Source organism: Streptomyces yamdrokensis, assembly GCF_053890455.1.
Window position 1 is genome coordinate 2,889,086 of sequence record NZ_CM132679.1, and the last position, 13,066, is coordinate 2,902,151.

The following is a 13,066-nucleotide window of genomic DNA, read 5'->3' on the forward strand; positions in this document are numbered from 1 at the left end:
TCAGGCCGTGCCGCCGGCCACGGCCGGCAGGATCGTGACGCTGTCGCCGTCGGTCAGCTTGGTGTTGATGCCGTCGAGGAAGCGGACGTCCTCGTCGTTGAGGTACACGTTGACGAAGCGGCGCAGCTGGTCGCCGTTGGCGTCGTCGACGAGACGGGCCCGGATGCCGGCGTGCCGGGTCTCGAGGTCGGCGAAGAGCTCGGTGAGGGTGTTCCCGGTGCCCTCCACCGCCTTCTGGCCGTCGGTGTACTGGCGGAGGATGGTCGGGATCCGGACCTCGATGGCCATGGCGGAGGGCTCCTTCGGTGATGTCGTCTGTCGGTGGGCGCGCGGCGGCACGGGCGGTGCGTGGGTGTGCGTGCGTGCGTGCGCGGTGGTGCCGCCGGGGCTCACGGGCCCTGCGGCGGGAGGCTCGATGTCAACAGATGGCGCTGGCGAGTCGGCACAGGTCGACGTGCAGCCGCGCCACGAGCAGCTTGCCCGGCGTCTTGTCGCTCACGTCATGGAGAACCATGGGGTCATCGTATCGATTCCCGACGACCGGATCCGAGTGCCGTCTCACACTCCGGAAGACGGGCGACCGGCATGTGGGAAGAGGCTGTTCGGGGCCCGGTTCGCGCCGCTCGCGCGGAGGTCCGGCACGGGTCAGTACGCCTCGACGACCTCGACCTCCTCCTCCGTGACCTCGCCGTCCACGATCCGAAAGGAGCGGAACTGGAAGTCGCCGAGGCCGTCGGTGTCGGCGGTGGAGACCAGGACGTAGTGGGCGCCGGGCTCGCTCGCGAGGGAGACGTCGGTGCGGGAGGGGTGGGCCTCGGTCGCGGTGTGCGAGTGGTAGACGATCACCGGCTCCTCGTCGTTGTCGTCCATCTCGCGGTACAGCTTGAGCAGGTCCTTCGAGTCGAACTCGTAGAACGTGGGCGAGCGGGCCGCGTTCAGCATGGGCACGAAACGCTCGGGGCGGCCGGAGCCCGCCGGGCCCGCCACCACGCCGCACGCCTCGTCGGGGTGGTCCTCGCGCGCGTGGGCGACGATCCGGTCGTACAGCTCCTGGGTGATGGTCAGCATGGGGCTCAGGATAAGCAGACGGGCCGCTCCGTACCGAGGGGTGGTACGGAGCGGCCCGGATGCCGGACACCTGTGGGTCACCGGCCGGACGGCCGGAGGTTTTCGGCCGGTGGCCCTGGAGGTCAGAGGGCCTTCGCGGTCTCCGTCTCGTCCGCGTCGGGCGCGGAGCCGGCGGCCTCGCCGGCCTTGCGGGCCCGGACGTACTCCAGGAAGGAGTTCAGCTCCCGCTTGACCACGGGGGCCAGCAGGTAGAGGCCGATGATGTTGAACACGGCGAGCAGGAAGAGCGCCGAGTCGGCGAGGCTGATCAGGGAGTCGAGGGAGAGCAGGGAGCCCGCGACCACGAACACGCTCCACACGGCCTTGAAGGTGATCTCGCTGACCTTGCTCCGGCCGAAGAGGTACGACCAGGCCTTGAGGCCGTAGTAGCCCCAGGTCAGGATCGTGGAGAAGGCGAACAGCAGCACCGCGACCGTCAGCAGGTTCGGGAACCAGGGCAGGACGGTCTCGAAGGCGTCGGAGGTGATGGTGACGCCGCCGATGCTCTCGCCCTCGCGGGCCTCGCCCCAGCTGGCGGGGTTGGCGATGACGATGGTGAGCGCGGTCATGGTGCAGACGACGACCGTGTCGATGAACGGCTCGAGGAGGGCGACCAGGCCCTCGCTCGCGGGGTGCCTGGTCTTGACCGCGGAGTGGGCGATCGGGGCGGAGCCGAGACCGGCCTCGTTGGAGAAGGCGGCCCGCTGGAAGCCGACGATCAGGGCGCCGATCACACCGCCCGCGACGCCGTCGGCCTCGAAGGCGCCCTGGAAGATGGTCCCGATCGCGTCGGGCACGGCGGTGACGTTCGTCAGGATGACGACCAGGCAGGCGACGATGTACATGATGGCCATCGCCGGGACCAGCCGGCTGGTGACCGAGGCGATGGAGCGGATGCCGCCGAGCAGCACGAGGCCCACCAGGGCGGCGACGACCAGGCCGAACAGCACGGCGCCCGCGGAGGAGGCCAGGAAGCCGTCCTCGCCGCCGAAGGTCGAGGAGATCTGGACGTAGCTCTGGTTGGTCTGGAACAGGTTGCCACCGAAGAGGCCGAAGAAGAGGATCATGATCGAGGCCAGCACGGCGAGGACCTTGCCGAGCTTGGCGCCGCCGCTGCCGAAGCGCTCGGCGAGGCCCTTGGGCAGGTAGTGCATGGGCCCGCCGGAGACGGTGCCGTCCGCGTGCTGCTCGCGGTACTTCACTCCGAGGGTGACCTCGACGAACTTGGTCGCCATGCCGAGCAGACCGCAGAGGATCATCCAGAAGGTGGCTCCGGGGCCGCCGATGGAGACGGCGACGGCGACACCGGCGATGTTGCCGAGGCCGACGGTGCCGGAGACGGCGGCGGTCAGCGCCTGGAAGTGGTTGACCTCACCGGGTGAGCCGTCCTCGTCGTACTTGCCGCGCACGACGTCGATGGCGAGCTTGAACTTGCGCACCTGGAGCAGACCGAACCAGGAGGTGAAGACCAGGCCCGCGATCACCAGCCAGGCGACGATGAGCGGAAGGTCGGTGCCGCCGACGGGGACGGTGTAGAAGACGATGTCGCCGACCGCGGTCGCGACGGGATCGAAGAAATCGCTGACTGCGTCGTCGATTGATGTGGTGATGGAGTCGAGTGACATCGAACTACCTCAAGGGGTGGGGACGTGCTGACGTGGCGCAGCAGAGCGGTACGACGTCCGGCACATGACCTGCGACATGGACGGACGTCGTCGTCCGTTCGGCGACGGAGCACCGGCAGCAACCGGCTTTCCCGATCACAGCGGCTTCCCCCGGTCACGGCGAGCTCGGCGCCGCAAGCGAGTTGCCAGGTTTTACCACGCCGTTTACACATGGTTGGGTGACGCACGTCACACGAAGTCGCCCGAACGCAGTAAACAGAAGGGTTGGTGACAGGATCGTTATCCGGATTTGAGGATCCTCTGAGCGAACGCGTCAGCGGACTTGTCCGGACATTCGGCGTGGCACTACGGCATGACCGCGGGTTTACGGCATGAGGGTCGATACCAGGGTTTCCTGGAGTCCGCCGAGCCACAGGTAGGCCATCACCATGGGCTTGCGCGGGTCCTCGTCCGGGAGGTGGAAGAGGAGGTCGGTGTCGTCCTCGTCGTCGATCTGCAGCCGGGAACCGATCGCCAGACGCAGGTCGTTCAGCGTGCCGAGCCACTGCCGGGACTCCTCGGCGGAGAGCTCGAGCACCGCTCCTCCCCCGCCGGCCGCGGCGAGCCCGTCCAGGGAGCGGATCACCGCGAGGGCGTTCTCACGCTTGCCGGCCCGCAGGTCGTTCTCGGTGAAGCGGCGGAACTCCGCGGAGTGCGCCCGCCGTTCCTCGGCGTCCCCGGCCGGGGCGGACTCGTCGGGGTCGCCGTAGGCGTCCGGGAGGAGGCGGCGCAGCACGGGGTCGGCGGGCGGTTCGCTCGGGCCCTCGGCGAAGAGTTCGGCGAGCGGGTCGTCGGGGGCCTGTGCGGCCGGGCCGGGGCCGATCAGCTCCATGAGCTGCACGGCGAGGGACCGGATGATGGAGATCTCGACGTCGTCGAGGGCGACGGCCGCGCCGCCGCCGGGGAGCGGTTCGAAGTGTCCTGGCATGGAGGCGATTCGCTACTTCCGGTCCTGCGGGCGGGGTCGGGTCACGGGCGGGCTGCTTGCGGTCCGGGCGGCGGGTCGCTCCCGGCCCGGGCGGCGGGCTACTTCCGGTCCTGCTGGAGCGTGGCCCACAGGCCGTAGCCGTGCATGGCCTGGACGTCGCGTTCCATTTCCTCGCGGGAGCCGCTGGAGACGACGGCCCGGCCCTTGTGGTGGACATCGAGCATGAGCTTGGTGGCCTTCTCCTTGGAGTAGCCGAAGTACGTCTGGAAGACGTACGTCACGTAGCTCATGAGGTTGACCGGGTCGTTGTGGACGAGGGTGATCCAGGGGACGTCGGGCTCGGGCACGGCGAAGGTCTCCTCCGCCGGCTCGGTGCGTTCGATCTCCAGGGGTGCGGGTGACGTCACACTGCCCATGCTGCCACCGGAAGGGGTCGGGAGTACAAACCGGCCCGCGCGGGCCCCCTGCGGAGCCCCGCGGACCGGAGACCGGAACTGAAATCGTCAGAACGACGAAAAGGGGGTAGCATCCGTCGTATGAACACAGTGGACCTTGGGCTGCCGGTGACGGTGCCGTCGACGGCGCTCTTCACCGACCACTACGAGCTGACGATGCTGCAGGCCGCCCTGAGCGGTGGCACCGCCGAACGGCGCAGCGTCTTCGAGGTCTTCACCCGGCGCCTGCCGGAGGGCCGCCGCTACGGCGTCGTGGCCGGCACCGGGCGGGTCCTGGACGCGGTGGAGAACTTCCGTTTCGAGGGCCCCGTCCTCGACTTCCTGCGCGAGAAGAACGTCGTCGACGGGCCGACCCTCGACTGGCTGGCGGACTACCGCTTCTCCGGGGACGTCTGGGGTTACCCGGAGGGCGAGGTGTACTTCCCGGGCTCGCCGATCATGCGGGTCGAGGGCAGCTTCGCGGAGTGCGTGCTGCTGGAGACGGTGATCCTGTCGATCCTCAACCACGACTCGGCGATCGCCGCGGCGGCCTCCCGGATGTCGTCGGCCGCCGGGGACCGGCCGCTGATCGAGATGGGCGCCCGGCGCACCCACGAGCTGGCCGCGGTGGCCGCCTCCCGGGCCGCCTACGTGGGCGGCTTCACCTCCACCTCCGACCTGGCGGCCGGGTTCCGCTACAACATCCCGACCGTGGGCACCTCCGCCCACGCCTTCACCCTGGTGCACGACAGCGAGCGGGACGCCTTCCGCGCGCAGGTGGACTCCCTGGGCGCCGGTACGACGCTCCTGGTGGACACCTACGACGTGACCGAGGCCGTCCGCATGGCCGTCGAGGTCGCCGGCCCGTCCCTGGGCTCGGTCCGGATCGACTCCGGCGACCTGCTGCTGGTCGCGCACCGGGTGCGCCAGCAGCTGGACGAGCTGGGCGCCACCGGTACGAAGATCACCGTGACCTCGGACCTCGACGAGTACGCCATCGCCTCGCTGGCCGCCGCGCCGGTGGACGCGTACGGCGTCGGCACCCAGCTGGTGACCGGCTCCGGGCACCCGACGGCCTCCATGGTCTACAAGCTGGTCGCCCGCGCCCGGTCCGCCGACGCCGGGGCGCCTCTGGCCCCCGTGGCGAAACGGTCCTCCGGCGGCAAGACGTCCATCGGCGGCCGCAAGTGGGCCGCGCGCCGGCTGGACGAGCACGGCGTCGCCGAGGCCGAGGTGGTCGGTACCGGGCGGATACCCCAGGAGCTGGCCGACCGGCAGCTGCTGGTGGAGCTGGTCAAGGGCGGCGAGGTGACCGCGACCGCGCGCGAGCCGCTGGACCGGCTCCGCGCACGGCACGCGGCGGCCCGCGCCGGCCTGCCGCTGTCCGCGACCCAGCTGTCCCGCGGGGAACCCGTCATTCCGACGGAGTACCTGCACCTGGACTCGGGTAGCTGACAGCTGTCCGGGAACCCGCCCCCTGTCCCCCCGCCCCCCGTCCGCTCCCCCGTCCGACCCCCAGCCGAAGGAATCCGACCATGCGCCGCGCCCTGATCGTCGTCGACGTGCAGAACGACTTCTGCGAGGGGGGCAGCCTCGCCGTGTCCGGCGGTGCGGATGTGGCCGCCGCCATCACCGAGCTGATCGCCCGGGTGCCGGCCGGGTACCAGCACGTGGTGGCCACCCGCGACCACCACATCGCCCCCGGCGGCCACTTCGCCGACAACCCCGACTTCGTCCGCTCCTGGCCCGCGCACTGCGTCGCCGGGACGGAGGGCGTCGGCTTCCACCCGAACTTCGCCCCCGCGGTCGCCTCCGGCGCGGTCGACGCCGTCTTCGACAAGGGGGCCTACTCGGCGGCGTACAGCGGCTTCGAGGGGGCCGAGGAGAACGGGGTGCCGCTGGCCGACTGGCTGCGCGCCCGGGAGATCGACGAGGTGGACGTGGTGGGCATCGCCACCGACCACTGTGTCCGGGCGACCGCCCTGGACGCGGCCCGCGAGGGCTTCCGCACCCAGGTCCTGCTGGACCTCACCGCGGGCGTGGCGGCCCGGACCACCGAGCGGGCGCTCGAGGAGCTGCGCGGGGCGGGCGTGGAGCTCGCGGGGAAGCCGGTCGTGCAGTGAGCGAGCCCCGCCCGTCGTGCGCACGGCGGTCCGGCGTGCGCACGACGGGCGGGGGACGGTCAGGCTCGCGGCGGCCGGGCGGGGGACGGCCGGGCGGGGGGCTGTCAGGCGGGGGACTGTCAGGCGGGGGCTGCGGGGCGCCTGAGCAGGGCGCGGATCGGGTGCCACAGCTCGACCACCAGGTCGTCGCGACCGGACAGGCCGGGACCGGGCAGGACCGTGCCGCCGGGGGCCGGGCCGTCGGGGGCCGTGCGCCATATGAGGCCGTCGGGGTGGTGCAGCACCGCGGTGATCTCGTCGGGGCTCGGCGGGGCCGCGTTGCCTCGCAGGTAGACGGCCCGCAGGCCCAGGTTGCGCAGCCTGGTCAGGGCGCGCGCCCTGTTGCCCGCGTGCACGAGGACGCGCACGGAGCCGGCGGATCCGGCGGATCCGGCGGATCCGGCGGCGGGGCTGGGCAGGTTCAGTGCCACCACCACGGTGCCGTTCGGCAGCTTGCTGAAGCCTCCTGCGGCCATGGAATTCATACCCCCGTCGGACCAGGTGTCAATAAGGACGTCACAGGACGCACCTAAACACGGATCGGCGGCAACCCGCCAGTGGGGTTGCCGCCGATCACGGTTTGACCTGGTAAGAGGCGGTTTACCGCCTTGCGGGGCTTACCTCGAGGTGGATCGTGGAGCCGTCCCTGGCCTCCTTGACGATCTTGATCTTCGTGTTGGTGTCAGTGATCTTGACGCCGCCGGCCGGGTTCGTCTCGTCGTAGTAGGTGTGGGCGCGGTCGTTGAAGACCGACACGCCCTTCGACGAGCGGATCCTGGTCGTGACGTCGTTCTTGTGGAGCGTGAGGCCGTCGGTGCGGTACTTGCTGAAGGTCGAGTCGTACGTCTGGATGCGGTTGCGCATCAGCGTGCCGTCGTCCCACTTCAGCGCGGTCGGGTGCGAGTCGACCGGCAGGACCAGGCCGGTGCCCGGGTGCTCGCTGGTGTTGTTGTCCGCCTGGGAGGTGTCCCACTTCCAGATCAACAGGCCGTTCTGGTACGGGAAGTGCTCCACCCAGTCCGGACGGCTGCTCGCGAAGCCGAAGTTGTACGGGCCGGTCTTGAGGGTCGTGTCGTACGACACGTACTGACGGTTCTCGGCGATGTAGTACTGCGCGTAGTCGTTGGTGAACGAGGCGCCGATGCGGGAGAAGCCGTTCGCCGTCCACGCGTCGTCCGCGGTCTCGGCGTTGTCCGTGAACAGCGGGGTGCCGTCCGCGGTGACCGAGATCCGGTCGGCCGCGAAGCCCTTCATCGCCAGACCGCCGTCGGTCTGGTAGCGGAAGCGCAGGTCGATCTGCCGGCCGGCGTAGGCGTCCAGCGGGTACGCGAGCGGCTTGTAGCCGTCGACCGTGCCGTGCAGGGCCGGCTTGTCGCTGCCGTCGCGCGGGATCGGCTGCCCGTCCACCGTGCCGTCCAGGACGGTCCAGTTGGCGCCGCCGTCGGTGGAGACCTCGGCGTACAGGTAGTCGTAGTTGGCCTCGATCTCGTACCAGCCGTCGAGGGTCAGCTCGGCGCTCGAGGCGCCGGTGAGGTCCACGGAACGGGTCAGCGTGTTCCGCAGGTCGTCACCGCTGCCGCTCCACCACTGCGTCTCGCCCTCGGCGGGGACGACGACCTCGGTGGTGACCGCCTTCTCGGGCAGTTCGACCACGAGGGCCTGCTTGTCCTTGGTGTTGTACTCGGCGTAGCCCAGCTTGTGCTTGGACTTCGTCGCGGCCTTGGCCGTGTCGTAGTCCAGCCAGCCCAGCTGGAGCTTGTCCCAGGCGGTCATGTCGCCGGGCAGGTCGCCGATCTCGCCCTCGCCCCGGCCGAGCCAGGAACCGGAGGACATCAGGGTCCAGAAGCCGGTGGAGTTCTCGCCGCCGGCGGTGTCGTAGTGGTCCGGCAGGCCGAGGTCGTGGCCGTACTCGTGGGCGTAGACGCCGAGTCCGCCGTTCTCCGGCTGGATGGTGTAGTCGCCGACCCAGATACCGGTGTCGCCGACGGGGGCGCCGCCGAGCTTGTTCCGGTCGGGGCCGGTGGCGCCGGCGTCGGTGCCGAAGGCGTACCAGCGGTGCGCCCAGATCGCGTCCTCGCCCTGGGCGCCGCCGCCGGCGGACTCGTCCTCACCGGCGTGCACGACCTGGAAGTGGTCGATGTAGCCGTCGGGCTCGTTGAAGTCGCCGTCGCCGTCGAAGTCGTAGCGGTCCCACTCGTCGAACTCGGCGACCTCGGTCTTGATCTCGGCGTCGGTGGCGCCGGCCGCCCTCTGGTCGGCGACCCATGCGTTCAGACCGTCGCTGACGACGTTCCACACGCTCGAGCAGGTGCTGGCGCCGCAGGCGTTGTTGCCGTAACGGGCCTCGTTGTAGGGAACCTTGACCCAGTCGGAGACCTGGCCCTCGACCGAGTAGCGGCCCGAGGACTGCTTCTCGAAGTACGTCTTGACCGATTCGACACCCTTGCCGGTGCCGAAGTACATGTCCTCGAAGTGCTTCTGGTCGTAGTCCGCCTGCCACGCGGTGGAGTTGTCCACGCTGCGGTCCGGCTCGGCTATCCGGTTGTGCAGCGGGCCGGGGGTGCCGCCGTAGCGGCTGTCGATCTCGTCGCCGAACTCGACCAGGATCGTGAAGATCTTGTCGGTCTTCTCGCGGCCGAGCTCGACGTACTTGCCGGTGCCCTTCTTGCCCTTGCCCTTGCCCTTGAGCTCGACGACCTTCGAACCGTCCCGGTCCTTGACCGAGGAGTCGCCGGATATGACCTGCTTCAGCGCCTCCTGGCGCTGGGCGTCCTGCGTCTTGGAGAGCGGGCCCTCGAGGTCGTGCTCGACGTGGTGGTGCTCCGCCGGGTCCTGCCGGTCCACACCGGCCGGCCGGTCGGCCCCGTCGGCCGTGTCGGCCTGGGCCACGGTGAACGCAGAGCAGGTGGCGGTGACCGCCGCGAGTGCCACGCCTGTCGCGGCCGCTCTGAACGTCCAGGATCTACTGGTCACTTGAGATCTCCTCTGGCGTGCGTGCGCGCGAAGGCGGAATCCGGGTGACGGATGGCCGCGCACACGTGATCAACGCGTGTAGTCAAGTGACCACATTTGACTAAAGGTTCAGCAGAAAAAACAGACCTTGACTTGAACAGTTCAACTGCATTATGCGGAGACGGGGTTCGCTTTTCGGACACGGAGGGTCCGCCGCCGGACACGGGAGGCCCGTTTCGCCGTCGGGATGACTCCGTGCGCCCCCTGTGCACCGGCCCTGTGGGTCAGGTCGCGCTTACTGTGCGTTCCGCTCGGGCACCCTCGCGGTGAGAGTCGCTTGGCGGCCCACCGTTGAGCCGGTGGCACGCCAGGACGACAGCCCCCGACTCACGAGGACACGATGGCCATGCCCCGTCCGACTGTCGCTCAGTTCGCCTACGGTTCGTGCACCGTGGTCTTCTCCACCTTCGCCCTGCTGCTGTTGTCGCAGGCGAGTTCGGGCGTGGGCATCGCGCTCGTCGTCGTCACGGCGCTCACCCTCGGACTGCTGGTGGCCATGACGGCGCCTCAGCCGAGGTCCCGCCCCGTCCCGGCGCGGCGGCCGGTGCCGCAGGAGCCGGTCCGGGCGACCCTGCCGTCACCGGCGACCGTGCCGGCGGCCCGGGAGGCCGTGAGGCAGTCCGTCCGCTAGCGGGTGGTTTCCCGGCACCGGCCGGTCCGCGTCACCCGGCGCCGACCACGACCGTCTTGGCGGCCTTGTCGTGCAGGCCCTGCTTGTAGGGCCTGTCGAAGAAGCTCCAGCCGCCCGCGATCACGGTCCACACGCAGGCGCAGCAGAACGCGAACGGCACCCACAGCACGAGGGCGCGGATCAGCGACGTCTGCACGGAGGGCGTCGAGCCGTCGGACAGGTCGGCCACCCGCAGTTTCAGCCACTTCTTGCCGAGGGTCTGCCCGGAGCGGGACGTCATGAAGGTGTCGTAGGCGATGTAGAGGACCGCGGCGACGAGGGACTGAGTGAAGGACTTGCCCACGTTGACCTCGTCGCCGGACATGGTGTACTCGCTCACGCCGAACGGCCAGGTGAGCAGCCAGACGACGAGACCCACCAGGATCATGTCGATGATGCGGGCGAGGGTGCGTCTGCCGCTGTCGGCGAGCGGCGGCATCCCGGCGAGGGGGTCGCCGGGGCCGGGGCCGTACGGGCCGCCACCGCCACCGCCGTAGGGGCCGCCACCACCGCCGTAGGGGCCGCCGCCGTAGGGATCGCCGCCGCCACCGCCGTACGGGCCGCCACCACCGCCGTAGGGGTCGCCACCCCCGCTCCCGTACGGGCCGCCGCCTTGCTGCGGCGAGGGCCCGCTGCCGGGTGGCGGGTGCTTCTTGAACGGATCGTCGTCCGGCGGCTGCTGACCGGAGCCGGGGGGCGGTTCGGTACTCATGGCCCGAGTCGACCGCGAACCCCCCGGCCGCGCATCCGGCGAGCCGCCGTCCGGAGTACCGGCGCCGCGGCCGGTCCGCAGAGGTGACACCCCGTGTGGGCTCCCTTGCGCTTCCCCGGAGGTTTCGGCCCGGTCAGCCCGCCACGAACGTGTGCGCGGCCTTGTCGTGCCAGCACTGCCGCCACGGCTTGTCGAACAGGCACCACAGGACGCCCACCACACCGACGACGAGCAGTCCGGGGACGCTGTAGACCAGCCAGCGGCGCAGGGCCGCCCCGAACCCGGGCACGTCGTGCCCCTCGATGTCCCGCACCTCCAGGCCCAGCAGCCTCTTCCCCAGGGTGCGGCCCCACTTGGCGGTGGGCAGCACCTCGTAGAGGACCCCGCCGAGGAGGAGGACGGCGAGGACGACACCCAGGTAGACCGATGTGGTGCCGTCGAGCAGCCACACCGTGACGGTCTCGCCGGACAGCTTGGCCGCGTCGATCTTCTCGTCGATGTGGTCCGCCGCCGCGATGCCCAGCGGTACGGCGGCCAGGGCGGTGACGCCGCCGAGGACCACGGTGTCCAGCAGCCGCGCGATCAGCCGCTTGCCGAGCGCCGCGGGGCGGGCCGAGGCCTGACGTCTGGCGGCGGCCTGGAAGACGTCCTCGACCGGCGGCTTCCACGGCGCGACCGGCGGCTCCTCCCCGCCCCCGAGCCGGTGCGCCTGCTGCGCCCAGGACGACTGACCGCCGCCGTGACCGCTCGACAGGGGCCCGGAGACGGCAGCGGGGGTCGTGGTGGGGGCGGGCCCGGTCACGGGTCCCGGTGCCGGTGCCGGTGCGGTGGCCTGTGACGGAACGGCCGGGACCGGGGAGGCCTGCTGCGGCCCGGACGCCGGTACCGCGGCCGGGCTCCCGCTCTCCGCCGGTCCGGAGGCGGTGCGCGCGGCACGGGCGGCGGCCTTCCCCGCCCCGAACCCGGGGCGCCCGGAGGAGCCCGCGCCGGAGCCCCGGCGCGGGCCGACGGCACGGAAGGTCATGGTTCCCTCGTCCGCGACCGCGTCGTCGGAAGGCGCGGCCGGGGCAAAGGCTCCGTCGGAACCGCTGTCCGCGCCCTGCGACGCGGCCGTCGGCGGGCGGAACACGAACGTGTTGCCCGCGGGCGCCGCACCGGCGTCCGCACCGCCCGTGCCCGCGGCCGTGGACTCGCCGCCCGCCGGGCCGGACATGTGCGCCGCTCTCGGGTCCGCGCCCCAGGAGATCCGGCGGCCCTGGTCGCCGCCGAAGCCGGACTGGCGGGAGCGGTCGGCGCCCCACGCCGAGGCGGGCTCGGGCCGGCTGCCGTGCTGCGAGTCGGCCGACGAGGGGGACGGGGAGAAGGGAGAGGACGGAGACGGGGAGAGTGAAGCCGAAGGCGAGGAAGACGCTGCTGGTGATGACGGCGACGGTTCGTCGACCGGGTCCTCGTCGAAGAAGTGCGGGCCGGTCTCCTCGACGGTGGGCACCGCCGGGGCGCCACCGGAGGGGGCGCCACCGGCGGACGCCGACGGTGCGAGCGGTGCGCCGCCGCCCTCCGGGGCCGGACGGCTGGTGCCCGGTACCCAGGAGGCACCGTTCCAGTACCGGACATATCCGGGAACGGACGGGTCCGGGTAGAAGCCTTCGCGCGGCGTGTCGTCGCCGGGGGCCGGGGTTGGGGCGCTCATGTCCGTCGTCCCGTATCTGCTCGCGGGTGGGTCGGGGGGAACCACATTTATCAGACGGGTGCGAGCATCAGGGCCCGTCCGGCCGGACCCACCCCTTTCGGGCACCGATGTGCTACCGCGAAAAAACTTTCGCGCACCCGCGTAATGCTCCCGGCCCCTCCCCCTCTCTCTCCTGTCGGCCCCTCGCGGGCACACGTACGGGAGTTCACGAGAGAGAGGACCTGCGCCATGAACATCGTGGTGGAGCGCGAAGTGGAACTGCGGCTCGTCCTGTCGCCGGAGCGGGACGTCCCGGTGCCGGCCCGGCTCGGCTACCGCACCGACGACCCCTATGCCGTGCACATCACCTTCCACATCGGCTCCGGGCGGCCGGTGCACTGGATGTTCGCCCGCGAACTGCTGATCGAGGGCGTGTTCCGGCCGTGCGGGCACGGCGACGTGCGGGTGTGGCCGTCGAGGGCGGAGGGGCGCGGCGTCGTCCTGGTGGCGCTGAGCTCGCCCGAGGGGGACGCCCTGCTGGAGGCACCGGCGGCGCAGGTGTCGTCGTGGCTGGAGCGGACGCTGCGGGTGGTGCCGCCGGGCAGCGAGGGCGAGCAGCCCGGTCTCGACGACGAGCTGGCCGCGCTGCTCGCCCCTTGACGGTGTGGGGTGCGGGGGATGCCGGTCAGCCGGTCAGCCGGTCAGCCG

General features: G+C 71.2%; 14 protein-coding genes. 4 read left to right on the forward strand and 10 right to left on the reverse strand.

Annotation, left to right across the window (positions count from 1 at the left end; genetic code table 11):
• The 6 genes from ACWZEH_RS12430 to clpS all read right to left on the reverse strand — a co-directional run bounded on the left by ACWZEH_RS12430 (position 1) and on the right by clpS (position 4,115).
• Positions 1-288, reverse strand: a complete 288-nt coding sequence (locus tag ACWZEH_RS12430) for a MoaD/ThiS family protein (protein ID WP_456198131.1) — start codon at positions 286-288, stop codon at positions 1-3.
• Positions 289-418: 130 nt separating this feature from the next.
• The gene (locus ACWZEH_RS12435; protein ID WP_323056066.1) at positions 419-514 is read right to left on the reverse strand and encodes a putative leader peptide; all 96 of its coding nucleotides are present in this window, start codon (positions 512-514) and stop codon (positions 419-421) included.
• A 131-nt stretch (positions 515-645) separates the two neighbouring features.
• Positions 646-1,068, reverse strand: a complete 423-nt coding sequence (locus tag ACWZEH_RS12440; protein ID WP_456198132.1) for a M67 family metallopeptidase — start codon at positions 1,066-1,068, stop codon at positions 646-648.
• A 122-nt stretch (positions 1,069-1,190) separates the two neighbouring features.
• Positions 1,191-2,732, reverse strand: coding sequence for an alanine/glycine:cation symporter family protein (locus ACWZEH_RS12445; RefSeq protein ID WP_456198133.1), 1,542 nt, complete (start codon positions 2,730-2,732; stop codon positions 1,191-1,193).
• A 364-nt stretch (positions 2,733-3,096) separates the two neighbouring features.
• Positions 3,097-3,699 (reverse strand): DUF2017 domain-containing protein, encoded by a 603-nt coding sequence (locus ACWZEH_RS12450; RefSeq protein ID WP_456198134.1) that lies wholly within the window; start codon positions 3,697-3,699, stop codon positions 3,097-3,099.
• A gap of 98 nt (positions 3,700-3,797) precedes the next feature.
• Positions 3,798-4,115: an ATP-dependent Clp protease adapter ClpS gene (clpS, locus tag ACWZEH_RS12455; protein WP_456198135.1), complete on the reverse strand. Its 318-nt coding sequence runs from the start codon at positions 4,113-4,115 to the stop codon at positions 3,798-3,800.
• A 120-nt stretch (positions 4,116-4,235) separates the two neighbouring features.
• On the opposite strand from clpS, the gene ACWZEH_RS12460 reads away from it, so the two are divergent.
• Together ACWZEH_RS12460 and ACWZEH_RS12465 are read left to right on the forward strand one after the other, a co-directional pair.
• Positions 4,236-5,588 carry a nicotinate phosphoribosyltransferase gene (locus ACWZEH_RS12460; RefSeq protein ID WP_456198136.1) on the forward strand — a complete coding sequence of 451 codons (1,353 nt, stop codon included), beginning with the start codon at positions 4,236-4,238 and terminating at the stop codon, positions 5,586-5,588.
• Positions 5,589-5,668: 80 nt separating this feature from the next.
• The gene (locus ACWZEH_RS12465) at positions 5,669-6,256 is read left to right on the forward strand and encodes a nicotinamidase (RefSeq protein ID WP_456198137.1); all 588 of its coding nucleotides are present in this window, start codon (positions 5,669-5,671) and stop codon (positions 6,254-6,256) included.
• Between the two features lie 119 nt (positions 6,257-6,375).
• Here the strand turns inward: ACWZEH_RS12465 and ACWZEH_RS12470 are convergent, their stop codons facing one another.
• Both ACWZEH_RS12470 and ACWZEH_RS12475 read right to left on the reverse strand, forming a co-directional pair.
• Positions 6,376-6,771, reverse strand: a complete 396-nt coding sequence (locus tag ACWZEH_RS12470; RefSeq protein ID WP_456198138.1) for a hypothetical protein — start codon at positions 6,769-6,771, stop codon at positions 6,376-6,378.
• A 124-nt stretch (positions 6,772-6,895) separates the two neighbouring features.
• Positions 6,896-9,268, reverse strand: coding sequence for an immune inhibitor A domain-containing protein (locus ACWZEH_RS12475; protein WP_456198139.1), 2,373 nt, complete (start codon positions 9,266-9,268; stop codon positions 6,896-6,898).
• Positions 9,269-9,647: 379 nt separating this feature from the next.
• Here ACWZEH_RS12475 and ACWZEH_RS12480 point away from each other — a divergent pair, with 379 nt between their 5' ends.
• The gene (locus ACWZEH_RS12480) at positions 9,648-9,938 is read left to right on the forward strand and encodes a hypothetical protein (RefSeq protein WP_456198140.1); all 291 of its coding nucleotides are present in this window, start codon (positions 9,648-9,650) and stop codon (positions 9,936-9,938) included.
• Positions 9,939-9,969: 31 nt separating this feature from the next.
• On the opposite strand, the gene ACWZEH_RS12485 is transcribed toward ACWZEH_RS12480, so the two are convergent.
• Together ACWZEH_RS12485 and ACWZEH_RS12490 are read right to left on the reverse strand one after the other, a co-directional pair.
• Positions 9,970-10,689 carry an RDD family protein gene (locus tag ACWZEH_RS12485; protein ID WP_456198141.1) on the reverse strand — a complete coding sequence of 240 codons (720 nt, stop codon included), beginning with the start codon at positions 10,687-10,689 and terminating at the stop codon, positions 9,970-9,972.
• A gap of 133 nt (positions 10,690-10,822) precedes the next feature.
• Positions 10,823-12,379, reverse strand: coding sequence for an RDD family protein (locus tag ACWZEH_RS12490; protein WP_456198142.1), 1,557 nt, complete (start codon positions 12,377-12,379; stop codon positions 10,823-10,825).
• A 228-nt stretch (positions 12,380-12,607) separates the two neighbouring features.
• Here ACWZEH_RS12490 and ACWZEH_RS12495 point away from each other — a divergent pair, with 228 nt between their 5' ends.
• Entirely contained in the window at positions 12,608-13,018 is a 411-nt protein-coding gene (locus ACWZEH_RS12495; protein ID WP_456198143.1) for an SsgA family sporulation/cell division regulator, read from the forward strand.
• The last annotated feature ends 48 nt before the right edge of the window (positions 13,019-13,066 follow it).